Source organism: Clavibacter sp. AC415 (assembly GCF_979252985.1).
Genome location: NZ_CEEDAR010000005.1, coordinates 39,499 through 62,272 on the forward strand (window position 1 = coordinate 39,499; position 22,774 = coordinate 62,272).

Consider the following 22,774-nt stretch of genomic DNA (forward strand, 5'->3'; position numbering starts at 1 on the left):
CCGGTGGTCTCCACCGGCGCCCGGGAGCGTCGCACCTGGCCAGCGCGCCCTGTGCGCTCCATCAGTGCGCATGCAGCACGTCTGCCGTCCGTCGCGGCAGCGATTCCCACGACGACTTCCGACGGGGGACACCCCGCATCGGATTCCCTACGAGCACGAGGAGAACACAGTCATGCCCTTCGAACTAGGAGCGATCACCTTCGGTGAGATCACCTCCGACCTCACCACCGGTGTCACCCCTTCGCCTCAGCAGCGGATGGCGGAGACGTTGGAGCAGGCGGTGGTCGCGGACGAGGTCGGGCTCGACGTATTCGGGGTAGGGGGGAGCACCACCGATCCGACTTCATCGCGTCAGCGCCGCACATGATCCTCAGTGCCGCAGCCGCCCTCACCAGGGCGATCCGCCTGACGAGCTCCGTCACCGTGCTGGGCTCCGAGGACCCGGTGCGGGTGTTCCAGAACTTCTCCACGCTCGACCTCGTATCGAACGGGCGGGCGGAGATGATCGCCGGACGCGGCTCGTACAGCGAGTCGTTCCCCCTGTTCGGATACGAGCTGGACGACTACGCCGACCTGTTCCGCGAGAAGCTCGACGCCCTCCTGGCGATCCGCGCGAGCAACCCCGCACAGTGGGCGGGAAGCGCGCACACCAACGACCTGCGCCGGGTCGACATCGCACCGCGCCCGGTCAGAGGCCTGCCCGTATGGGTCGGGGTGGGCGGATCGCCGGCCTCGGCGGTCAGCACCGGTCGACTCGGATTGCCGATGGCGTTGGCCCTGCTGCTCGGACCCGTCGACCAGCACCTGCGCACTGTCGCCATGTACCGGCAGGCCGCGTCGGAGGCGGGCCACGACTCGCAGCGCCCGCCGATCAGCATCAACACGCACGGCTACGTCGGATCCTCGAGTCAGCAGGCCCGGGATGTCATGTTCCCCTACTTCCGCATCGGCATGCGGGAGAACAACCACCAGCGCGGCACGGGGTTCGACATCCCCCGACGCGCCTTCGACGCGCAGGCCTCCGAGCACGGTGGACTCCTCGTGGGCAGCAGCCAGGAGATCATCGACAAGCTCATGACCTACCACGAGCTCTACGGGGTGACCCGCGCCGTGATCCAGATGGGCTTCGGGGGAGTGCCGCAGAAGGAGCACCTCGCGTCCATCGAGCGCCTCGGCACGGAGGTCGCCCCGGTCGTGCGCGCAGAGCTCGCGCGCCGAGAGCAGGCGGCTGCGTGAGCCGGGCACTCGAGGTCGTCGTCGTCAACGGCAGCCCGAACGAGCGATCCAAGACCGGCGGCCTCGCAGATCTCGTCACGGCGACGCTCGCGGACCTGCTCCCGATCGAGGTGCACCACGTCGGCATCCACCGCCTGGGCGCCTCCTTCACGGGAGCCGTGCAGCGCGAGGACGTGGATGCGGCCGTCGAGGCGGAGATCCGCGCGGTGGAGACCGCCGACGTGCTCGTGGCAGCGACGCCGGTCTACCGCGCGTCGTACTCGGGCATGTTCAAGCACTTCTTCGACCTGGTGGATCAGTACGCGCTGGCGAACAAGCCCGTGATCCTCGTGGCGACCGGCGGGAGCGACCGGCACGCTCTCGTCATCGAGCACGAGCTCCGGCCGCTGTTCGCGTTCTTCCAGGCCGCGACCATCCCCGTCGGCTTCTACGCGAACGCGGGTGACTTCGACGGCACAACGGTGCTCAACAACGAGGTCTACAGCCGCATCGAGATGGGCCTGCACGACGTGCTCCCCGCCTTGATCCGCGCCACCGAGGAACGACCGGCTGCGGATCCGGACCTCCGCGACCAGCACGGCGCGGCCACGTAGCCGTCATCCGTCGGGTCGCGGGGAGGGACCGGGTCCGCCAGGCTCTCCACGTTCGGCGCGATCGTCGGCGCCGCCGTGGGCCTCGGCTTCGGGGTGGTCGTCAGCGCCGTCGCCCTGACGGTCTCCGCCGTCATCTCGAGCGTCACACGACAGGATCGGATCCGCATCAGGGTCATGTCCGCGGCCGCAGGGTGCTGCGCCTTCGTGGAGTCCTCTGCTGCGGCCCTCGCTTGCCTTGCGGCGTTCGCCCTGACCATCTCCTGGTCCATCCGCCGGACGCGCCGAACGGCAGGGACTCGTCCGGACCCGGGTGGACCTCGCCGGTAGGGGATTCCCGGCCAAGGCCTCGGCGCCGGTGACGGTGCGGCTGTGTCCGAGTCCCGGTAGGAGACGGTCGATGCGTCGCTCCGGCCTGTCCGGTAGACAGGTGGGACGTGTCGATCAAGGGGTTGATGATGCTGGTACAGGTGTGCGGATTGCCCGGTGCGGGGAAGTCGACGCTGTCGGCCGCGATCGCGGAGGAGGTCCCGACCGTGCTGCTGCGGCTCGATGCGATCGAGGCGGCGATGTGGAAGCACGGCATCCCGCCAGAGCAGTCGGGGATCGCCGCGTACTCGGTCATGCACGCGATCGCCGCTCCGAACCTGCGCCGTGGCCAGACGGTCATCGCGGACGCGGTGAGCGGTGTGGAGCTGGCGCGAGCCGGCTGGGTCTCGACAGCAGAGGCCGCAGGCGTGGAGTTGCGCGTGATCGAGGTCGTGTGTCCCGATGCCGACGAGCACCGTCGGCGCGTGGAGCACCGTGAGAACGATCTGCCCGGCTTCATCCTGCCGACATGGGAGGCGGTGCAGCGCACCGCCGAGGAATACGAAGCACGTACGGATGACCGTCTCGTGATCGACAGCACCCGCCCGCTCGAGGAGACCGTCCACCAGGCGCTCGAGTTCCTCGACGCTCACGTCCGATAGGGGATCCCCATCCGGTGGAGGAGCCGACGAGCGCGTGAGGGGATCCGGCGCCGTGGCGTCCATCGAGCCCCGGTCCTACACTCGCCCCATGGAACAGGGCACCCGCACCGACCGGGCGGGGACCCCTCCCCGCTTCGTCGACCCGCGGCGCATCGGAGCGCTGGCCGGGCTCGTCGGCGCCGCGACGTTCGTGTTCTCGTACGCGGGCGGCCTGGATGACGCGGCGGCCGTGGCGGTCCAGGTCCTCGTCGTCGTGATCGTGGTGGCGACGCTCGGCATGCTGTTCGTCCGACCTCGCGGTCTGGGCCGGTTCGTGCCGCCGTCGCGGGTCGCGATCGGGGTGTACCTGCTCTGCGTCGTGGGCGAGCTCGCCCTCATCCGCGTGGGCACGGACGCGCTGGTCGACGCCGGCCGTGACGAGCTCCGCCCTGCGCTGATCGTGCTCGTGGTCGGGCTGCACTTCCTGCCCTTCGCCTGGGCCTTCCACGAGCGCATGTTCACCTGGCTGGGAGCGATGCTCGTCGTGCTCGGCACCGTCGGGCTCCTCACCGCGGCGGCCGAGCTCGTCGCCGTGATCGCCGGCCTCGCGATGGGCGGCATGCTGCTCGCCTACGCCCTCGGCCTCTTCGCGCGCCGAGCCGGCTGAGCCGCCGCCAGGACGCATCTCATCGTCCTGGAACGCGCCGGCGGAGTCCCGGCGTCGCTCACCACGGGGTGCCGCGGAGGTCGATGACTCCCGCCGGCCAGTCGGAGACGGCTCGGGTCACGGGGAGGATCAGGATCGGGTCATCGGTCGTCACGACGACGGTTCCGTCCCGTCGTGATCGGGAGCGCTCATCGGCCGCTACGGGTCGCCACCCGCTGGAGGCGTAGAACGGCGCGACCTCCGGCCGACAGCCCAGATACCCGTACTCGACGCCGGCCGTCGAGCGCATCGTGCGGGCGAGACGGCTCATGAGGCGACCGCCCAGACCTCCTCCTCGGGCGCGCTCGCTGACGAGCACGCCTCCCGTCCCGCCCACGGCGACGTCGTGCACTCCCACGGCGGTGACGCGTCGCTGGAATCCCGCGTGCGCGGCCAGCTCGGACCCGTGCGTGACGAGCACGTGCACGTCCGCGGGGGAGTAGCCGTACGGCGCATCAGGGGTCCAGGGTCCGTGGTCGTCGAGGTACTCGTGGTCGAACAGCACCTGCAGCTGCTCGAGGCGGGTGCGGCTCAGATCCTCATGCCGTACGACTTCGATGCGCTCGTCCACCATCCGAACCTAGGGCGCGGCCCGCGGTCCGGCGGCCGGTCGGCCCGGCCATCCAGGCGGGGATCGCCACACGCCGGTCATCCGCCGGATGCTCGCTCGGCGAACGGACGAGCGACGGTGAGCTCTCCGGTCGCAGTGTCCAGGGTGGCCGGTACGCCGACGGGGACGGGGACGAGGTCCTCGACGTGGCCCAGCGGCAGGCCGCCCAGGACGGGGACCCTCAGGGCGTCCAGGTGGTCGCGCAGCACGTCGAGGATCGTCCATCCGCGGTCCTCGTATCCGGCGAACTGGTCGATGCTGCCGAGTGCGACGGCGGCGATTCCGTCTAGCGCGCCGGAGTAGCGGAGCTGGGTGAGGGCGCGGTCGACCATGCCGAGTCCGGCGGCCCTGTTGATCTCGAGGAGCAGGATCGCGTCGGTCAGGTCCATGTCGACGACCCCGACGCTGCGGGCCATCATCTCGAGGTTGCCGCCGAGCAGTCGACCCTGCGCCTTCCCTGTGGTCGTCAGCCGCGCGGAGAGCGCTTCGACGTCGGTCGTGACGACCGTCTCGGCGTCATCCAGGAGCAGGCGACGGACGTGGTCGCCGTGCTTCCCGGCGATCGCACCATGGAGCGCGGGGACGCCGGCGCTGGCCCATGCCAGATGGAGCGCTGTGATGTCGCTGTAGCCGACGAGGGGCTTCGGATCCGCGCGCAGCGCATCCAGGTCGAGGTGAGGGTGGAGCCGGAAGCTGCCGCAGCCGCCCGTCGTCGCGATGATCGCGCGGATCTCCGGATCGCGGATCGCGCGGTTGAGATCAGCCAGGCGATCCTCATCGCGGCCGGCGAGGTAGCCCCGGTGATCGAGGACATGGGTGCCCATGACGACCCGCAGCCCCCATGCCTCGATCCGCTCGACCATCCATGCCGGTACGTCGTCGTCCGGCCATGACGCGGGGGATACCAGTGCGACCGAGTCGCCGGGGGAGAGTCGTCGGGGTCTCGGCATCGTCGCGTCCATGACGGCCGACCCTACTTGCAGGCCGCGACCCACGCGCGGCAGCTCATCGCATGGGAGCTCGGGATCCGAGCCAGCCGCCGGCTGCGGCGGCGATGCTCGCGTCGTCCAGGATCCGAGCCAGGGTGGTCCGGCCGAGAGCGCTCATGCCCGGATTGGATTCGCGGTAGTACCAGGCGGCGCCCATCGCCTGTTCGAAGGCCCATGCTGCACCTCGCTGCCATTCGACGTCGTCGCTGTCGAGCTCGCGGCGGAGGAGCGCGCGAGCGTCACCGTCGAGCATGTGCCATGCCGCGACGAGATCGAGGGCTGGGTCTGCCGGCCCGAAGCCGCCTCCGTCGAGGACGCCGACCACGCGCTCCTCATGGACGAGGACGTTCGCGGGTGTCAGATCGCCATGGCTCATGACGTCCGGGCCGGCAGGCGGCAGGGTGCGGAACCAGCTCCAGAGGTCACCGAGTCGATCGACGGGCAGGAACCCCGCGCTGTTCGTCAGGCAGGTCTCCATCCAGGCATCGGACGCCGGGAGGTGCCCGCCGCGCCCGATCCCGGTGAACGCGCGACCACGCACATCCGCAGCGCGGAGCGCACGGATGAGCGTCACGAGGTCGAGCGCGAAGGCGGTCGAGTCGGCGACGGATGTCGGCGACGCGACGTCTCCGGGCAGCCATGTCTGCACCGACCAGGAGAGGGGGTAGCCGTGTCCGCCGTGCCCTAACGCGATCGGGGTCGGCGTGGGGAAGGGGCAGCTGTCGTTGAGCTCGCGCATCGCGCGCGCCTCCCGGTCGAGTTCAGCGTCGACGGCCGACGGGTCCTGTGCGCGGAGGGGGAACCGCGCGGTGAGCCCCTCGCCGATGCGGTGGATGGCGTTGACGGTGCCATCGGTCGCGAGGGGTCGCACGCGGAGGTGGCTCCACTGGGGGAACTGCTCGGCGATCAAGAGGCGTGCTGTCGTCGCGTCGACGTGGTGCTCGTCGGTGTGCATCGCCATGGCGCGACGGTACAGGACCGATTTCCATATCCGGGGAAGGGTCGCCGACGACGGCGCTGCACGCCCACGCCGTCGAGGACGGAGGTGCGTGCGGTCAGCCGGCCGGATCGTCCACCCTCCGGCGCAGTGGCGCCGTGTGCCCTACCGGGGCGCCCTGCTGCCCGGTCACCTGCTCAGGAGCCGCGTCGTCCACCCCGCCAGCGCGTGGACGGCGGTCCGGGACAGTCTTGCCTGCGGCATCATGCTGGTGAACCCGTGGAACGCCCCCGGCCAGACGTGGAGCTCGGCCGCGATGCCGGCCTCCCAGAGCCGGCTCGCGTAGGCGACCGTCTCGTCGCGGAAGACCTCCGCGCTGCCGCAGTCGATGTAGGTCTCGGGGAGCCCGGACAGGTCCCTCGCCCGCGCGGGAGCGGCGTGGACGGACACGTCGGATCCGGCACGGCGGTCGCCGAGGTATGCCTCCCACCCGAAGCGCGTCATCGCGCGGTCGGCGACGCCGACGCCGTCGATCTGCCGGGTCGAGACGGTCGAGTCGGTGTCGTCGAGCATGGGCGAGATCAGGATCTGGGCCAGCAGCGGCGGCCCCTTCCGGTCGCGGGCGAGCAGGGCGGTGCCCGCCGCGAGCCCGCCGCCTGCGCTCTGGCCGACGAGGACGATGCGGTCCGCGTCGATCCCCAGGGAGTCGGCGTGCTCGGCGGTCCAGACCAGGCCGGCGTAGCAGTCCTCGACCGGGTAGGGATCGGGGTGCTCGGGCGCGAGGCGGTAGTCGACCGTGACCAGGACGACGTCGTGGGTGAGCAGCCAGTCGTCGTAGGAGTCGAGGTTCCCGAGGTGGTGGCCGAACATCATGCCGCCGCCGTGGATGGTGAAGAAGCAGGGAGCGGAGCCCGTGCGCCCGATGCGCTGGATGATGCCGAGCGCGATCGGGTCGCCGCTGTGCCCGGGGACGGTGACCGTCCGGCGCTCGAGCCCGCGCGCGCGGAGGGACTCGTCGAGCTCCTGCTCCGTCATCCCCAGCTCGCGCATGCGGGGCAGCATCTCCGTGGTCAGGGTGAAGGGGCCGTGCTCCTGCATGCGGGTGAGGAACTCGGCGAGCTCGGGGTCGAAGGGCGGGCGGGCGAGTGCGTCAGACATGGGCGGGCTCCTGGTTCGAGGTGGTGGTGCGTGAGCGGATGGCGCCGAGGGCCACGAGCGCGGCCGCGGCGAGGGCGAGGGTGGAGCCGGCGATGGCGATCGCCCCGTGGAGCTGCGCGAGCCCGGATGCGGTCGCGGGTGCGCTCGTGATGCTCCCGGTGACGAAGGCGGCGAGGATCGTGCCGGTCGCGGCGATGCCGATGGCCGTCGCCAGCTCGCTGGAGGTGTCCACCAGAGCGGCGCCGACGGAGGTCCGGTCCGCCGGCAGCCCGCGCAGCACGTTCGTCCCGGCGACGACGCCGACCACGCGCACCCCGGCGGCGACCAGCACGAGGGCGATCAGCACCCAGACGTAGCCGAGGCGGCCGAGGACGGCGAACACGGCGAGCCCGGCGACCACGGCGGTCGCGCTCGCTAGGGCCGCACGGTCGAGGCCGACGCGCCGGACGAACGGGCCGACGAGGCGTCCGCTGGCGAGGAGGACGACCACCTGCGGGAGCAGGGCGACGGCGGCGAGTGCCGGGGGCCACCCCCACGCGAGCTGGAGCTGCAGCGTCACCAGGTACGACAGGCCCGCGACCGCCAGACCGGCCGCCGCCTTGAAGGCCAGGCCGCTGGACACCAGCGGCAGGGAGATGAGGCGCAGCTCCAGCAGCGGGTGCCGGGCGCGGCGCTGGCGGACGGCGAAGGCGGTCCCCGCCGCGATGGCCGCAGCGGTGGCGGCCCACGGGGCCCAGGATCCGGAGCCGCCCCCGACGAACAGCGTCGGCGCGACGAGGGCCGCGGTGATCGTCGCCGTGCCGAGCAGCGCGCCGACGACGTCGATCGGGTCCGGGCGCAGCTCGGCTCGGGCGTCGGCTGCGATGCCGACGCGGATGCCGACGAAGGCGAGCGCCGCGATGGGCACGTTCACGAGAAGGAGCACCTGCCAGGGGGCGACCGCGAGCACGAGCCCGCCGGCGGTCGGGCCGACGGCGAGCCCGGCGAGCCCGGCAGTGGAGATGACGGTCATCGCGCGGACCCGGAGGTCCTCGGCGTCGAACAGCCGGAAGGCGAGCGCCATCGAACCGGGCGTGGTCATCGCCGCGGCGACCCCCATGACCGCGCGGACGGCGATCAGCTGATCCGTGGACGTCACCAGCACGGCGGCCGAGCCGGCGACGGCCAGCATGACCAGCCCGGCGAGCATGACCCGTCGGCGTCCGAACCGGTCGGCGATCGCGCCGAACAGCAGCATGAGGCTGCCGAACGCGACCGAGTACGCGCCCGTCACCCATTGCAGGCCCGACGTCGAGGCGTCGAGGTCGCGCCCGATGGTGGGCAGGGCGACGTTCAGGATCGAGTCGTCGAGCATCTCGAAGAGGAATACGGCCGAGAGGCCGGACAGGGCGATCCATGCATCACGCAGGCGACGCGGGGAGGGATGCCCCTTCGCGTCGCGCGTGGGGGATCGGGGGACATCGAGCACCATGGGCGCACTCCTTCTCGGGGGAGAAGTGGCGGATCGTTCGATGCCGCGTGTGCGCGCATGCCGCGGATGGACGCGGCCTGCCTTTTACCTCAGATGGGGACACCGTACACGCTCGGCAGGCGTGCGCTCGACAGGACCCCCTGGGTCCTGCGAGCGGCGTCCGGAGCCATCGTCTAGCGAGGCGGCGGACCCCCTGCGGTCGTCGCGCCCGGCGCTCGCAGGATGCGCCGCACGGCCTCGTGCACGAAGGCCTCGTCCGGGGGCTCGGGGTCGAGGGCGCGGTGGATGGAGAGGCCCTCGATGAGCGCGTCGAGCATGCGCGCGGTGGCGGCGTCGACGTGCTCCTCGAGGGCTGCGCGGCTGCGGGCCATCCACGCCTGCGTGATGGTGCGGTACTCGGGTCGGCGGGCAGCGAGCGTGTAGAGCTCGTGGGTGAGGACGAGGTCGCGCTGCGTCCCGAGGAGGTCGCGCACGATGACGTCGACCACGGCGGCTTCTGTCTCCTCGGTGGTCCTGGCGTCGTTCATGCGGCGACGCATCTGCTCGGCGACGCGGTCGGCGAAGAGCGTGAACGCCTCGTGGAGCAGGTCGTCCATGCCGTCGAAGTGGTAGGTCATCGAGCCGAGCGGGACGTCGGCTGCGGCGGCCACCCGGCGATGCGTCGTCCCGTCGACCCCGACGTCGGCGATCACGTCGAGGCAAGCCTCGACGATCCGATCCCGACGGTGCGGATCCGATCGCCGGGGCGACCGGGCAGGAGCCGGGGCCGTCATCCCCGGGGCGCGATCTCGCGGATCACCCGGGCGGGGTTCCCGACGGCGACCACCCCCGCGGGGATGTCCCGGGTCACGACCGATCCGGCGCCGATGACGCTGTCGTCGCCGATGCGGACGCCGGGGCAGACGATCACGCCACCGCCGAGCCAGACGTTGTCGCCGATGGTGATCGGGCGGGCCGCTTCGAGCTTGTCGCGTCGGGGCTGCGGATCGATGGGGTGCGTGGGCGTGAGGAGCTGGACGTTCGGCCCGATCTGGCAGTCCTCGCCGATCGTGATCGCGGCGACGTCCAGAGCCGTCAGGTTGCAGTTGACGAAGGTCCGTGCGCCGATGCGGATGTTCTCCCCGTAGTCGACGTGCAGCGGCGGCTTGACGAACGCGTCCGAGCCGAGCGACCCGAGCAGCTCCTCGAGCAGGGGGCGTGCCGCGGCCTCATCCTCGACAGCGGCACGGCGGCACGCGTCCGCCAGCCGGACGGCGCGCTGCGCCAGGCGGGCGCTCTCGGGGTCGTCGGCGATGTACGGGTCGCCGGCGAGCATCCGCTCGCGGTTGCTGCGGTCGTCTCCGGCGAAGTGGTCGGTAGCCATGTGTACAAGCGTACACTCGGCCCCATGATCGACATCGATTGGACCTCCGGCACCTGGACCACCGCGCCCACCCACGTGGAGGTGGACGCCGACGGCATGCGCGTCACCGCGGTCGAGGGGAGCGACGCCTGGCGGGTCACCTCCTACGGCTTCGTGCACGACACGGAGCACGCCCTCCTCGCGCCGTTCGACCAGGGGACGGCGATGGAGGTCTCGTTCCTGCTCGACTTCTCCGCCCAGTTCGACCAGGCCGGCATCTTCGTCAAGGTCGACGACACGACGTGGACCAAGGCGGGCGTCGAGCGCAGCGACGGCGAGGACGGCCTCGGGGCCGTCGTCACGCGCGGCATGTCGGACTGGTCGCTGGCGCCCGTCCCCGGCTGGCACGGCCGGCTCGTGACCATCCGCGCCAGCCGCTCCGGCGACGCGCTGACGGTCCGCGCGCGCGTCGACGACGAGCCGTGGCGCCTGGTGCGGGTGGCGCCACTGGATCCCGACGCCGCCGTGACCGCCGGCCCGATGTGCTGCGCCCCGTCGAGGGCCGGGCTCACCGTCCGGTTCGCCGCGTGGCGGACCGGGCCTGCGGATGCGAGCCTGCACCCCTAGGAGCAGGCGGCCCGCCCGGCGCGCCCCTCGCCGCACAGGTCCTCGTGCAGGCACGTCCGGCGCCGACGTCCGTCGGTGGTGCCGACCGTGGTGCTGCTGCAGCGGGACGCGCAGGTGGGGCCCGTGCCGCCGCCGAGGGTGCTCTGAGGCTCGCCCGTGAGATGCCGGTCCGCGTGCATCGGTGACCGGCGGGGGAGTCGAGGCGGGATCGCCCGAAGCTGCGGCGGAGGGATCGCGTGGGGATGTCCGACCAGCGGCACGACGATCGAGGCAGCCCGCGGCTTCGGGTTGACTGGTCAGATGCCGCGCTTCTCGGGAATCCACCACCTCGCCCTCACCGTCCGCGACCTCGCGGCCAGCGTCGCGTTCTACGAGCGGGTCTTCGGCGCACCGCCCGCCGCGCAGCTCGAGGGTCAGGACCTCCGCCGCGAGCTGTTCGCGCTCCCGGGCGGGACGAACCTCGGACTCACCGAGCACACCCCGACCACCACCGGGACCTTCACCCCGTTCCAGCCCGGCCTCGACCATCTCGGCTTCGCCGTCGACAGCCGCGAGGAGCTGGCGCTCTGGGCCGAGCACCTCACCGGCCTCGGCATCGCCCACGGCGGGATCGTCGACGTCTCGTACGGATCGGCGCTCAGCTTCCGGGATCCCGACGAGATCGCCCTCGAGTTCTTCACGCCGCGCGACGACGGTTGACGGCGTCGGCGCCCTGCGGCTGCGCATGCCGGAGGGCGGACAGGAGCCGATCCGGACGACCGGTCAGCCCGCGGAAGGGCGATGACGGCGTCGGTGGCCGTCGCGACCCGGCCGTCGTCGCCGGTGGCTCGGCGGTCGACGGCGGCGACCGGATGCTCGAAGTCGGCGCGAGCGGACCACGGACCCTCACCTCGCGTCGAGTTCGCGTGCCACGCCGGTGAGCACCGAGGCGGGGAGCCTCCGACGGTCGCGCAGGGGCCGCGGGTGCAGGTCCCTCAGGCGGCGACCCGCCCTGGCGGCTCGTGTCGGTGTGTCGCTCGTCGGGCATCGGACCGGCATCAGGGCCCCGAGACGGCTCGCCGCACCTTGCGCGTGACCTCGAGTGCCTGGCGCTCGTGGCTGAGGTGACCTCGTGCACGGCACCGGGCCACGGCACCAGCGGCGATCCGAGGGCCGCGGCGATGCGCATCGACCAGCGTAGGAGCGTTCCCGACAGCCAGGTCAAGAACGCTGCCCGGCTGATCGATGCCGGCGAGCCGGCCGCCCAGGTCGCGCGCAACGTGGGCATGTCGAGGTCGACGCTTTACCGCCGACTTCGGGACATTCAGAGAGCCGACGCAGCGGCCGCGACAAGCAGCTGAGAGGCCGCGGAGGGTGTCTCGTCCAGCCCCACCCCCTCCACCGGACTCTTCACCGGACGGGTCCATTGAGACGGGCAGCGACGAGGGCGCCGTGGCGTCGGGTGAACCATGCCGTTCTGGCAGTCTGAGCGCATGACGGCCCCGGACGCAGGCGACCTCGATGCGGATCTCCTAGAGCAGCAGCGACGCGCACGAGGGCTGTCCTACCTGCAATCCGCGTCTATGACGGTAGTTGCCGTGGTCCTCGCACTCGGAGTCATGTCGTTCACGGATCTTGACCGGCTACCTCGCCTGGCTCTGGGTGCTGGCATCGTCACGGTCGTCATCCTGGTCGGCAACTTGGCCCTCCGCTTCTACAACCGGCGCCGGCTCCCGCGTCTCTGAGGCCGTCCGGAGAGCGGTCCCCTGCCGGACACGCCGCGTAGTGGCCTCCTGGCAGCTCGGTATCGCTGATCTGCCACCGTGCTGTGGGACCATCCCTGCATGCCCACTGTCCGCGCAAGCGCGCTCGAGGCCACTGACGCGAAGGACGCGAACGTTCTCCGATCGCTCAGCACGCACCCCTCGATGTCGGTCCGGTACGCAGTCGCCGACAACCCAGCAACCGACGACGAGACCATCGCCCTTCTGATCGACGACCCGGACGAATCGGTGCGCTGCACCGCAGCCTCGAACCTGGCGGAGCGGCCATCGCTGCAACGGCTCGTGGCCCGATCGAGCAAGGAATGGCTGCGCGCCGCACTCGCGAGCACCTTCCTGGATCAGGACGATCGGTCGCTGCCACGCGACGTGCAACGCGCACTGATGGCGGACACGTTCGCTGAGACCCGATCGCGGATCGCGGAGACGACGAACTACCTCGACATCTTCGAGACTCTGCTGCACGACAGCGACGATCGAGTTCGCGCCGCGTGCGCGGCGAACCCCCGCATCGAGCGGGAGCAGATGGAGCGACTCATCACCGATCGCAGATGGGAGGTCCGTGCGTCAGCCGCGGCCCGCGGTATGCGCTACCCGGATGACGAGCAGCTCCTGCGCCTCGCTCAGGACCGATCTGTGGGGGTTCGCTGGACCGTCGTGCATCGCCCGGATCGGCCGCGCGCCGCTCTCGAGCTGATTGCTGAAGACGATGACGAGATGAACGCCCACGCTGCGAAGAGCGTGCTCGGTGACGACGACATCAACTCCGCACAGGTGACAGATTCCGCCCGGGCGCAGCGCGCCAGGGCCGAGGGCACCCTGGGGTTCCAGGGCTGAGCGCAGTACCTCGACCTCGAAGGCGCGACCTGCCCGGTAGGGAATCCCTGTCGGGCATCTGCCAGAAGCCGCTCAGAGGCACGCCGTGTGCCGCTCGCTGGCGAGCAGTGCGTAGCCGTCGAGGGTGGTCCACTCGCCCTTGAACCAGTCGGCGTCGACTTGCCTCGACTCCTGCCGGAACCCCGCGCGCGTCAGCAGCCGTGCGACCGGGGCGTTGCGTGAATCGGAGGAGGCGATGACTCGGTGGGCGCGCTCCCGGTCGAAGACGAGGTCCAGCAGAGCGGTCAGCGCCTCGTAGGCGATGCCGCGACCCTGCGACGAGCGCGCCAGGGTGACGCCGAGCTCGAAGGTGTCGGGCTGCCCGTCGAGGCGGTGCAGCGCGAGATCCCCGAGGAGCGCTCCCGACGCGGTCTCGCGCACCGCGAGCTGTAGCCAGTCGCCAGGCGACGGGAGCCGTCCGTCGCGCTGACCCACGAGCAGTCGGTGGGCGTCAGCTAGGGAGTAGTCGGTTCCCCACGACTGGTACTGGGCCACATCCGGGTCCTGCCGGTACTCCGTGAAGGCGTCGACGTCGCGCGCCGCAAGCGGCTCGAGGGTCAGGCGGGCGGTCGTCAGAGCGATGCGGTCATGGGACGCGGGCATGCCCCGAGGCTAGCGACGCCCGGCAGTCGTCCTGCAAGTGGAGGAGTTGCCGCGATGGGGTCATCGTGACGACGCGGACCCCTTCTCCAGGGAAGCATGCAGCTGCCGCGACAGGGCGAGCCAAGCGCGTCTCGTCAAGGGATCGGCTACCGGACGCTCCTGATAGCTGTGCCGACGGCGTTCTGACAAGCTCGCCGCATGGGACTGTCTGGAGCACGCGTCACTCTCGATCGGATCACACCAGAGCTCGCCCGACGCATCGTCGATCGCGCCGAAGAGCCGGGAGACAACTGGGACGCGGAGTACCCACTCGCTGACGAGCTTGACCCGATGCGCGGACTCGCGCAGTCGACGGATCCCGACCCGAACTTCACCATGTACGTCATCAGGCGCTCATCCGACGGCCGCGCAGTAGGAGGCTTCGGCTTCTTCGGACCGCCTGACGAAGAGGGACGGATCGAGTTCGGATACGGCCTCATCCCCAGCGCACGGAACCAGGGGCTGGCGACCGGAGCTGTGCAACTCGCTCTGAGCTTCGCAGCACAGCACGGAGCAAAGATCGCGGCCGCAGACACAGAGGTGTCCAACATGCCGTCCCAGCGGGTGCTTACACGGGCCGGCCTTCTCGAGACCGGTCGCGACGGATCGCTCATCCTCTACTCACGCACCCTGTCGGCGCACGGCTGAGAGCGACACCACCAGAGCCCTAGGTCCCCGATCTGCTCTCCATTCGATGAGTCCGGCAAGGGATCCCCGATCGGACCCTCTGATGCCCTCGGTTTCGGTGTTCGTCGTCCAGGGACTGGATGCGGGTCGTTGAGGAGCAAGATGTGGCCATGTGGTGGCGCCGACGTACACCTCCCGAGTTCGAGGCCCCGGACCCCGGCGTCCCGGCCTTCGGGGACTGGTCACGACGGGGGATCGTCGGCACGATCGGCTCAGGCCTCGAGGCGGGCGGAACCGTCGTGGCTGACCCGGTCATGGGCGAGGGCGGCAGGTTCGCCGGCTACTGGCTCCTGCTTCCGGTGCCCGACCTCTACACCGAATCGGGGAGCACGTGATGGACGACTGCGCGTTCGAACCCCGTGCTGGCCCTGGACGTGAGCGAGGCCTTGTCGACGAGTTGACCGCTGCGGTGAACGTGACCTGGTGGACCGATGAGAAGCAGCTCGCCGACTATTGGGCTGCCGCGGATGCGTAGCAACACGACGCGTGGATCGTCGTCATGTCGGGCGATGGCGCAGCGGCTGAGCTCCGGCCGGAAGGGGATTCCTTGTTGAGACATGCTCGTAGGGGTAAGAAGCGGGCCTGATCCGGCTCGTCGTGTCACCTCGAAGGTCGTCGGATGCGTTCGGTGCTCGACCACCAGCCCACCAACCTGCGTGGGCTGGTGGTCAAGCCGGGGTCGCGGTCTGCGACTTCACTGTCACACACAGCGGCCACACGAGTTTGGGCAGATTCTCACAGCCGGAGCTGATTGTGCAGACCAGCAACGCGACATGGCCCCGCGCCCATAGCGTCCACTCACACAGCAGCGCGCGGTCGGTGCCCGCACGCGTGCGCTGCATCTTGCACTGCTATCGCGCCCCAGAAAGTACTGACATGACTGCACTATCGAAGAATCGCGTCTCCGTCCCGGCGCTCCTACTGCTGCTCGCCATCTTGGCCGGGCTGTCGTCAGTTGCCCTACCGGCCCACGCGGCCGCGTCGATGGGAACAGCGTCTCCTGACGACACCGGCAGGAGCTTCTCCGATGCAGAAGCCTCCGACGCTGTGAACTCCTGGACTCCAGAGGCGCTGGCTGCCGCTACCGATCTCGATGCCCCGGGCGATGCCGTGACCGCCCCGGCATCGGGCGCCACCGAACAGTCTCTGATCGCGCAGGGCCCCGGGACGTACGAGCCTGTCTACTGGATTGGCCGCATCTACTTCGATGTGGGTGAGAAGCAGTACTCGTGCTCCGGATCCTCCATCCGCTCGGACTCCCAGCTCGTCGTCGCCACTGCAGCCCACTGCCTCTACGACCACGGCGACTGGTCCACGCGAGTGGTCTTCATCCCCGCGTGGGACGGCGCGAACAAGCCCCTCGGAGTCTGGGGGGCCTTCTACTACTCGGTCTCCCGTGACTGGCGGACCACGGAGGACCCGGGGCACGACGCAGCGTTCATCAAGATGATGCCGAAGACGGCGTGGAATGGCACCAAGGAGTATCTGGCTCCCCAAGCGGGAGCTCCGGCCCCCGCGTTCGACGCCGCCACACCTGGCCTCCACTTCGAGGCGTTCGGATACCGACCCCTCAGCGGATACGTTCATCAGCCCCTCTACACATGCGCAGGCGAAGGACGGCACTTCCGTGGGCTGGCTTCGATCCCCGAGTTCGAGATCGCCGGCTGTGACCCGCCAGGTGGAGCCTCTGGCGGCCCCGTATATCACGCATCGACACGCGGCCCGAACGGGACACAGTACGGCGTCATCACGGAGACGCGACGGGCCCGAGATGGCTCACCGCTCCTCATCTTCGTGCCCTGGGGTCAGGTCGAGTACAGCCTCTACCGGTCCGTCGACCTCTGGCCCAGATGACGATCCGGTAGGTAGCGAGAAGTCGATCCGCCCCCGGCGCACCAGCGCGGGCCGCGGCGGCGCGAATCGAGCTCGAATCCCCGCCCTCATGCCGCCGTACAGCCGTCCTGGGCGACTCTCCTCGCAATCGGCCCGTGAACGACCGCGTGACGCGCGCGCGTAGCCGTACCAACGCCTGCGGATTGAGGCCTGCCGGATTGAGGACTGCGGACTGCGGACTGCGGACTGCGGACTGCGGACTGCGGACTGCGGACTGCGGACAAGGATCACCGCAGTTGTGCCGCCGCGAAGCGACGCAAGCCACAGTTCCGCGGCGGTTGCTCGGCGCCGAAGTGGTCCGGCGAGGGATCCCCAATCGAAACAGGGCCTGTGCCGTGCGTGGCTCGAACTGCCGCATGTCATCCGATGCGCCGACGGGTATCGGCTCCGCGACCGACTCCGTCTCCACGTCAGGCTTCTTACGGTGATGGCATGGCCATTCGACCGCGTCCCCGCTCCCTCGGCGTCGCATCAGTTGCAGGGGTACTCCTGTTCGTCGTGAGCGCGTGCGCGGACGACGGGCCGCCTGCGGGCGCGCAAGCATCCCTTGACGCGTTGCGGGACAGGACCGACGTCCGACCTCCCGCGGCTGACCCGGCTGACGTTCGGGTGGACGCCGTGAGTCACAGCCCGGCGAACGGGACGGAGTTCGTGGTGCGCGATGTCCGAGTGGTGGTGGTGATGGTCGCGATGCCGTCCTTCACGGTCCGCCGCCCAGTCGAGAAGGTCTTCTCCACGGACGCTCCCGCACCCACGGCGGCGACCGTCGTTCGGCCGTAGGGCGTCACGATCGAGATGGTCGCGGCGGTGGCGGTGGTGTTCTTCGCGCGCACCTCGAGGACGGCGATGCCGTTCACCTTCGTCAGGGACGCTGACGCTGACGTCGATCCCGATCCCGGCGAGGGAGCAGGGGCTGGAGCAGGAGTCGCGCCCACGACGGTCATGGCTGCGAGGGAGGTCCGCACCCCGTCGACGGACGCCGTGATGGAGATCGAGCCGGGTGTGGTCTGGGCGGTCACCTTCGGCAGCACGGCTGTGCCGGTGGTTCCGGACACCACGGAGGCGGTTCGTGCGCCGTTCGCGAAGGTCGCGGGGCCCGTGATGTCGAAGGCGATGCGGCGTCCTGCCAGCTTCTGTCCGGTGCGGTCGAGGACGTCGACGCTCTGGACGAGATCCGCCGTCGACCCTGCGGGCATCGACGCGGCCGCCCCGCGGGAGACGAGGGAGCCCACCGGCGCCACGCCGCGGACGGTCACCGCGGACACCCCGGTGGAGCCCGCGTAGTCCGTGGCACCCCATGCCGCGTACACCAGACGGATCCTGTCCGTCGTGACGGCGGGGAACGTGATCGCGTTCGGGGTGTCACGCGTCCGCGTCCCGGTCGCGGGGGTCGTGCCGGTTATGCTGCGCCAGGTCCCCGCGGCGGCATCGTAGGACTCGGCTCGCCAGGAGCGGGGCGGGATCAGGCCCTGGTTCTGGCCGTCGGCGGCATCGGCGGCGAACTGCGACGCGATCTGATCCACTGTCACGGTCCGGGGCCACCGCAGCTCGAGGGTCTGCGTTCCGGCGGACGGCCAGGTGCCCCAGTACGTACCGGGGTTCCCATCGACGGCACCCTGTGGGCCGGCCCAGGGCGAGGAGGTCGACGCGCTGGTCGTCGCGAACCGGGTGATGTCCCCGGTGTACTCGATGCAGGGCACCGTCACCGTGACGGTCGCCTCGCGGGCGACCTCGTCGATCGCGTCCACCCGCACCGACATGCCCGAGTTCAGTTGCACCGTCTCGCCGGCCAGGGCGAACTCGTTGGCCTCCGACCCGTCTCCGGAGCGCTCGAGCAGATCGCCGCCGTACGGCTGGATCGGGTTCGAGCGGAGGACCTGGACGCCGGAGACGCTGCGGACGGCCTGGAAGGGGCTGGTGTAGGCGCCGTCGTCGGAGGTCGCGTCGGCGCGGTCGTTGTACTGCACCCAGTAGGTGGCCCCGGAGTCCTTCGGGTCCGTCCACCGCAGGGCTCGCGAAGTGCCGGGCCCGGCACCGAGGGTCTTCAGCTTCGTCGTCCGCGGAGCGCCGCAGACGGGCTCGCGGGTGTTCGACAGCGTGCCCAGGCGCGCGAGGCTCGGTGCGGACAGGGGCAGGAACGCCCACGAGTTGCCCATCACGTCCGTGCGGTTGCCGTACTCGTCGCGGGGGCATCCGCCGCTGGTGGGGGAGTAGTCCCACGTGGAGGCGCACTGGATGCTGAAGGCGTGCGGCAGCGACAGGTTGTGCCCGAGCTCGTGGGCGAGGAGGTACGCGTCCGGACCGCCCTGGAACGTGGCGCCGCCGTCGTCGGGATCCCCGGGCTGGTCGCCGTTGGCCCACTCGGGGCACGGGGGCCCCGGGGGGACCATCGCGACCAGGTGCCGCGCCGGCCCGGGCTGCCAGCCGGTCGTGCGCTTGATCCAGTCGTGCAGCCCACCGGTGTTCGAGCAGCCGATGGGCTCGTCGATGGTCTGCCAGTCGATGAGCCGCTCCAGCTCGAACCGGATCGCACCTCCGGTTTCTCTCGCATAGAACTGATCGACGAGCTCGATCGAACGGCGGGCTTCGGCAGCGTCGAAGGACGGGGTGGTCCCTTGCGGCGCGACCAGCGCGATCGTCACCTCGTGGACCACGATGTCGGCGCGCGCGGGCACGTCGACGGCGGTGAAGCCGGCGTCGCCTGGGGCGGGAGCCGCATGGGCCTCCGCGCCTCCACCGGCGATGAGAGCTGCCACGAGGGTCGTGGCGGTGAGAGCGGACAGGACGGAGCTCGATCGCATGGCGATCCTTCCCTCGGTGCCGGCGGTCGCCGACCGTGCATGGAGGCGGAGGGGGATGTCGTCATCCCCGGTGACGCGTCGAAGCGGACGGGACCCCCATCCCGGACATCGCGCTTCGTCATCGCGTCGATGCGTGCGCCAGCGACGCTAGCGGGAGCGCGGAAGGCGATGACAGCTCGTCTGAAACTACTTTCGCATCTTGGCTATCACGTCTACCTGCTTCTGCCGTCAGGTCCTGGATGGCTGCCTCGTTCGATTCCCGAACTTCCCGAAAGTGCTTTCATCCTCGGTCGACATCGGGTACTGTCTCCCCTGCCGTCGATGATGTGTGGGTGCGCCCCCGACGTGCAGTGGAAGGGTCCCGAACCTCGCTCGCCCGTGGGCTGGCTCCGGGACCCGCCGACGATCCGGCGAGGGTGCTTCGGGCCCCCTCGCCGGATCGTCGGATCGTCGGACCGGCGTCCCCGTCAGCTGGTGATGCGCCACGTCGCGTCCTCTCGGTCCGCCTGCGGGGAGGACGCGAGGACGGGTTCGATGACGAGCTCGAACCCCCGGTGCCGGATGACGCGGTCGGGGAAGTTCTGTGAGGCGAACGTCGTCCATGAGAGGTCGGCGAGCCCGGGCTTCTTCGTGAAGGTCGCGTCTGCGGCGAAGAGCGCACTGCCGTCGTCGCGGGCGAGCACCAGGCGGAAGCCGGAGTGGCGGAGGTAGAGCGCGGGGTCGCTGAGGGAGCGGAAGGACACGCCGGCTGCGTTCCCCAGCCCGGGGGCGAGGACGAACTGGGAGTCCGTGAAGGGGTCGAAGGGGTACGGGTCGATCCGTGCCCGGAAGGCCTGGTGGCGGATGAACCGGTCGGGGTAGTTGAAGGACTTCACCCGGTTCCACACGGGCAGGCCCCACGCGGCGATGAGGTTCGCGTGCTCCGTCGCCGTGATCGGCTGGATGGTGGCGTGCTTGGAGTTGATCGGCTGGGTGTAGGCGCGGCGGGACAGCGGGGTCCACGCGTCACGTGAGATGTCGGGCGAGGACCACACGGTGAAGACGCCGTTGACGGGCGTGTAGACGTCGCCCCACAGGTACCAGGTCGCACTGGTGGCGGAACGGACCACGATCGGTGCCTCCGTCAGCCCGGCACCGGCGTAGCCCACCGTGTAGGTGCCGTTCTCGAAGCCGCGGGGCGCGAGCGATCCCTTCGCGCCGAAGAGGCGGTTGTCGCGCTTGTAGTAGAGGTACGGCGTGCTGCCTTCGACTCGGACGGTGGCGTCGATGACGGCGGCACCGCCGTCGAACCAGGTCTGCGGTGCGGACGTGGTGCGGAAGTCGCTCGTGTAGTTGACCAGGATCACGTCCTGGGTGCCGTCGTAGGCCGAGTAGATGATCCCGTACTGGTTGCGCGCGGGGTCCCAGAACGCTTCCGGCGCCCAGCTGTGCGTCGGGAGGTCGTGCAGCTTGAGCCGGCGGTAGCCGGAGAAGCTGCGCAGGTCCGTCGAGTCCAAGACGTGGATGTACTGGTTGTCCTGGGCGAAGTCGGTGCCGGCGAGGTCGGTGGCGAGGACCACGAACGTGCCGTCCTGCTTGCGGAGGAGGAACGGGTCCCGGAGTCCCCGGGTGCCCTCCCTGGGCGTCACGACCGGCGCGTTCTGGTTCAGCGGCGACCACTCGAGGCCGTCCGCGCCGACGGCGAGGTGCAGTCCGTAGTCGTTGCCGAGGCCGTCGGGCGATTCGGTGAAGTAGCCCATGACGTACGCATCGCCGGGAGCCGCGACGGCGGACGACGGCGCGATGGCGGCCGGCAGCAGGGCTGCCGCGGCGCCCACGCCGAGGAGGCGGTGGAGATCGCGGCGGGACAGGGTGGGAGAGGACATGTTCGGCCTTTCGATGGGACGAGGTCTGAGTCATGCGGAACGGATGCACTGTCGACGCTCGACACGTCGAGGGATGGTGCAGCGGGTCGTGAAGAGGCCATCCGGCCCCCCTCACCCGACGAGGGGGGCCGGACCTTCCCCGGGTCAGACGATCGCGAAGGATGCGTCCGATGCGCCGAGGGCTCCGGTCACCGGTTCGACGAACGCGGTGAAGTCTCGATGGCGGAGGTACGCGCCGGGTCGCGCGACCGATTCGAAGGACGACGACCCGCCTCCGGACAGGCCCGCGCGCTGCTGGAAGGATGCACGGGCGGCGAAGTCCGCGCGGCCGTCGGGTGCCGACAGCACCACCGCGCCCGCCGACTCCACGAGGTAGCGACCCGGGAAGCCGATGGCCTCGAGCGCCACGGAACCCACCCCAGCGGGCCCGGGGATGAGCCGGAACTGGGAGTCCTCGAGCGGGGCGACGTCCGGGTCGATCCGTGCGCGGTAGTCCCGGTGCCGGAGGTAGCGGGTCGCGAAGTTCGCGGACCTCAACCGCACGGGAGGGGTCCCGTCGGGCACGGGGATCCCGAAGTCCGGCGTGCCGTCCGTCCGGTAGTACAGCGTCTGGGTCCGTGCGTGCCGGTTCGGGTCGAACAGCGGGTCGCCCTGGATGTCGCGGTACTGGCGTGCGTGGTACACGAGGACGTCGCTGCCGTCCGCGGCGGTCGTGAAGCAGTTGTGTCCCGGGCCGTACTGCCGGGTCGTGTCGTTCGAGACCATCACCGGCCCGGGGACTCGGTCCATGACGAGGCCGCCAGGAGGTCGGCGCCGGCGGCCGCGGTGAGCAGGCCCATGCAGTAGTTCGCGTCCGTGGCGCTGGCCGAGAACGAGAGGAACACGCGCCCGCCGCGCACGAGGGCCGACGGGCCTTCGTTGACCTTGAAGCCGATCGTCTCCCAGGGCGCCGTGGGGACGGCGATGCGCGTCTGCGGACCGGTGAGGGTCGCCGGACCGGACATCGCCGAGATGTAGAGGTTCGAGCCGGTGTCCACGCCCGGTTCGCCCTGGGCCCAGACGAGGTAGCGCGTCCCGGCGTGGACGAACGTCGTCGCGTCGAGGGAGAAGGTGTCCCACGCGGTGAAGATGCGCCCCAGGACGCTCCAGCGCGCCGTCATGGGGTCGGGTCCGTCGGCGCGCAGCACGTAGGGACGCACGCGGAACGGCTCGCCGGAGTCGCCCGCGGCGAAGTAGATGTGCCAGACACCGTCGACGAGGTGGATCTCGGGCGCCCAGATGTAGCCGCCCATCGTCCCCGAGGCCGGCCGGGTCCACAGCGTGCGCTCGACCGCGGTGGCGAGTCCGGCGAGGGTGGGGGAGGAGCGGAGCACGATGCGGTCGTACTCCGGCACGGAGGCGGTGAAGTAGTAGGTGCCGTCCGTCGAGCGCTGGATGTGCGGGTCGGCCCTCTGTCGGACGAGCGGGTTGGTCAGCGCGAGTCCTGCGGCTCCGGCGCGCAGCGCCGCAGGACCCGCGATGGCCGCGGCCCCCGCGAGTGCGGCGCCACCTGCGGCACCGAGGAGGAGCGTCCGGCGGCTGAGGAGCGCCTCGAAGCGCATCTGATCGGTGATCTCGGTCATGTCCTGGTCCTC

General features: G+C 70.6%; 25 protein-coding genes. 13 read left to right on the plus strand and 12 right to left on the minus strand.

Going from position 1 to position 22,774, the window contains the following annotated elements; translation table 11 throughout:
• Positions 1 to 172: 172 nt before the first annotated feature.
• The 5 genes from ACZ411_RS01610 to ACZ411_RS01630 all read left to right on the plus strand — a co-directional run bounded on the left by ACZ411_RS01610 (position 173) and on the right by ACZ411_RS01630 (position 3,443).
• The gene (locus ACZ411_RS01610; RefSeq protein ID WP_464168037.1) at positions 173 to 367 is read left to right on the plus strand and encodes a hypothetical protein; all 195 of its coding nucleotides are present in this window, start codon (positions 173 to 175) and stop codon (positions 365 to 367) included.
• A complete protein-coding gene (locus tag ACZ411_RS01615) occupies positions 364 to 1,236 on the plus strand; it encodes an LLM class flavin-dependent oxidoreductase (protein ID WP_464168038.1) in 873 nt (290 codons plus the stop codon). The genes ACZ411_RS01610 and ACZ411_RS01615 overlap by 4 nt, the downstream gene beginning before the upstream one ends.
• Entirely contained in the window at positions 1,233 to 1,829 is a 597-nt protein-coding gene (locus tag ACZ411_RS01620) for an NAD(P)H-dependent oxidoreductase (RefSeq protein WP_464168040.1), read from the plus strand. Before ACZ411_RS01615 ends, ACZ411_RS01620 begins: the two co-directional genes overlap by 4 nt.
• 434 nt (positions 1,830 to 2,263) lie before the next feature.
• Positions 2,264 to 2,797: a P-loop nucleotide/nucleoside kinase family protein gene (locus tag ACZ411_RS01625; protein WP_464168042.1), complete on the plus strand. Its 534-nt coding sequence runs from the start codon at positions 2,264 to 2,266 to the stop codon at positions 2,795 to 2,797.
• 88 nt (positions 2,798 to 2,885) lie between these two features.
• Positions 2,886 to 3,443: a DUF7010 family protein gene (locus tag ACZ411_RS01630; protein ID WP_464168044.1), complete on the plus strand. Its 558-nt coding sequence runs from the start codon at positions 2,886 to 2,888 to the stop codon at positions 3,441 to 3,443.
• 58 nt (positions 3,444 to 3,501) lie between these two features.
• Here ACZ411_RS01630 and ACZ411_RS01635 read toward each other — a convergent pair whose 3' ends face one another.
• The 7 genes from ACZ411_RS01635 to ACZ411_RS01665 form a co-directional block, all read right to left on the minus strand.
• Positions 3,502 to 4,053 (minus strand): GNAT family N-acetyltransferase, encoded by a 552-nt coding sequence (locus ACZ411_RS01635; RefSeq protein WP_464168046.1) that lies wholly within the window; start codon positions 4,051 to 4,053, stop codon positions 3,502 to 3,504.
• Between the two features lie 77 nt (positions 4,054 to 4,130).
• Positions 4,131 to 4,955, minus strand: coding sequence for a S66 peptidase family protein (locus tag ACZ411_RS01640; RefSeq protein ID WP_464168048.1), 825 nt, complete (start codon positions 4,953 to 4,955; stop codon positions 4,131 to 4,133).
• A gap of 142 nt (positions 4,956 to 5,097) precedes the next feature.
• The gene (locus ACZ411_RS01645; RefSeq protein ID WP_464168050.1) at positions 5,098 to 6,042 is read right to left on the minus strand and encodes an aminoglycoside phosphotransferase family protein; all 945 of its coding nucleotides are present in this window, start codon (positions 6,040 to 6,042) and stop codon (positions 5,098 to 5,100) included.
• 165 nt (positions 6,043 to 6,207) lie between these two features.
• Complete coding sequence (locus tag ACZ411_RS01650) at positions 6,208 to 7,176, minus strand: alpha/beta hydrolase (RefSeq protein WP_464168052.1); 969 nt, start codon at positions 7,174 to 7,176, stop codon at positions 6,208 to 6,210.
• Complete coding sequence (locus ACZ411_RS01655; protein WP_464168054.1) at positions 7,169 to 8,647, minus strand: MFS transporter; 1,479 nt, start codon at positions 8,645 to 8,647, stop codon at positions 7,169 to 7,171. The genes ACZ411_RS01650 and ACZ411_RS01655 overlap by 8 nt, the downstream gene beginning before the upstream one ends.
• A 173-nt stretch (positions 8,648 to 8,820) precedes the next feature.
• Entirely contained in the window at positions 8,821 to 9,420 is a 600-nt protein-coding gene (locus ACZ411_RS01660; RefSeq protein ID WP_464168056.1) for a TetR/AcrR family transcriptional regulator, read from the minus strand.
• Positions 9,417 to 10,010 carry a sugar O-acetyltransferase gene (locus ACZ411_RS01665; protein ID WP_464168058.1) on the minus strand — a complete coding sequence of 198 codons (594 nt, stop codon included), beginning with the start codon at positions 10,008 to 10,010 and terminating at the stop codon, positions 9,417 to 9,419. Before ACZ411_RS01665 ends, ACZ411_RS01660 begins: the two co-directional genes overlap by 4 nt.
• Before the next feature lie 24 nt (positions 10,011 to 10,034).
• Here ACZ411_RS01665 and ACZ411_RS01670 point away from each other — a divergent pair, with 24 nt between their 5' ends.
• The 5 genes from ACZ411_RS01670 (at position 10,035) to ACZ411_RS01690 (ending at position 13,213) form a co-directional block, all read left to right on the plus strand.
• A complete protein-coding gene (locus ACZ411_RS01670; protein WP_464168060.1) occupies positions 10,035 to 10,616 on the plus strand; it encodes a DUF1349 domain-containing protein in 582 nt (193 codons plus the stop codon).
• A 300-nt stretch (positions 10,617 to 10,916) separates the two neighbouring features.
• A complete protein-coding gene (locus tag ACZ411_RS01675) occupies positions 10,917 to 11,315 on the plus strand; it encodes a VOC family protein (RefSeq protein WP_104343372.1) in 399 nt (132 codons plus the stop codon).
• 395 nt (positions 11,316 to 11,710) lie between these two features.
• Positions 11,711 to 11,956 carry a helix-turn-helix domain-containing protein gene (locus ACZ411_RS01680; RefSeq protein ID WP_464168063.1) on the plus strand — a complete coding sequence of 82 codons (246 nt, stop codon included), beginning with the start codon at positions 11,711 to 11,713 and terminating at the stop codon, positions 11,954 to 11,956.
• 237 nt (positions 11,957 to 12,193) lie between these two features.
• On the plus strand, positions 12,194 to 12,340 hold the full coding sequence (locus tag ACZ411_RS01685) for a hypothetical protein (RefSeq protein WP_464168065.1): 147 nt from the start codon (positions 12,194 to 12,196) through the stop codon (positions 12,338 to 12,340).
• A 99-nt stretch (positions 12,341 to 12,439) separates the two neighbouring features.
• Positions 12,440 to 13,213, plus strand: coding sequence for a hypothetical protein (locus ACZ411_RS01690; protein ID WP_464168067.1), 774 nt, complete (start codon positions 12,440 to 12,442; stop codon positions 13,211 to 13,213).
• Between the two features lie 72 nt (positions 13,214 to 13,285).
• On the opposite strand, the gene ACZ411_RS01695 is transcribed toward ACZ411_RS01690, so the two are convergent.
• Positions 13,286 to 13,855: a GNAT family N-acetyltransferase gene (locus ACZ411_RS01695; protein WP_464168069.1), complete on the minus strand. Its 570-nt coding sequence runs from the start codon at positions 13,853 to 13,855 to the stop codon at positions 13,286 to 13,288.
• A gap of 198 nt (positions 13,856 to 14,053) precedes the next feature.
• Between ACZ411_RS01695 and ACZ411_RS01700 the strand changes: the two genes are divergently transcribed.
• The 3 genes from ACZ411_RS01700 to ACZ411_RS01710 all read left to right on the plus strand — a co-directional run bounded on the left by ACZ411_RS01700 (position 14,054) and on the right by ACZ411_RS01710 (position 16,435).
• Positions 14,054 to 14,542 carry a GNAT family N-acetyltransferase gene (locus tag ACZ411_RS01700; RefSeq protein WP_464168071.1) on the plus strand — a complete coding sequence of 163 codons (489 nt, stop codon included), beginning with the start codon at positions 14,054 to 14,056 and terminating at the stop codon, positions 14,540 to 14,542.
• Positions 14,543 to 14,685: 143 nt separating this feature from the next.
• On the plus strand, positions 14,686 to 14,916 hold the full coding sequence (locus ACZ411_RS01705; RefSeq protein ID WP_464168073.1) for a hypothetical protein: 231 nt from the start codon (positions 14,686 to 14,688) through the stop codon (positions 14,914 to 14,916).
• Between the two features lie 541 nt (positions 14,917 to 15,457).
• Positions 15,458 to 16,435, plus strand: a complete 978-nt coding sequence (locus tag ACZ411_RS01710) for a trypsin-like serine peptidase (RefSeq protein ID WP_104289282.1) — start codon at positions 15,458 to 15,460, stop codon at positions 16,433 to 16,435.
• Positions 16,436 to 17,097: 662 nt separating this feature from the next.
• On the opposite strand, the gene ACZ411_RS01715 is transcribed toward ACZ411_RS01710, so the two are convergent.
• The 4 genes from ACZ411_RS01715 to ACZ411_RS01730 form a co-directional block, all read right to left on the minus strand.
• Positions 17,098 to 19,275 carry a discoidin domain-containing protein gene (locus ACZ411_RS01715; RefSeq protein ID WP_464168075.1) on the minus strand — a complete coding sequence of 726 codons (2,178 nt, stop codon included), beginning with the start codon at positions 19,273 to 19,275 and terminating at the stop codon, positions 17,098 to 17,100.
• A gap of 467 nt (positions 19,276 to 19,742) precedes the next feature.
• Positions 19,743 to 21,140 carry an AbfB domain-containing protein gene (locus ACZ411_RS01720; protein WP_464168077.1) on the minus strand — a complete coding sequence of 466 codons (1,398 nt, stop codon included), beginning with the start codon at positions 21,138 to 21,140 and terminating at the stop codon, positions 19,743 to 19,745.
• Positions 21,141 to 21,284: 144 nt separating this feature from the next.
• Positions 21,285 to 21,929 carry an AbfB domain-containing protein gene (locus ACZ411_RS01725; RefSeq protein WP_464168079.1) on the minus strand — a complete coding sequence of 215 codons (645 nt, stop codon included), beginning with the start codon at positions 21,927 to 21,929 and terminating at the stop codon, positions 21,285 to 21,287.
• Positions 21,905 to 22,762 (minus strand): family 43 glycosylhydrolase, encoded by an 858-nt coding sequence (locus tag ACZ411_RS01730; protein WP_464168081.1) that lies wholly within the window; start codon positions 22,760 to 22,762, stop codon positions 21,905 to 21,907. Before ACZ411_RS01730 ends, ACZ411_RS01725 begins: the two co-directional genes overlap by 25 nt.
• Between the last annotated feature and the right edge of the window lie 12 nt (positions 22,763 to 22,774).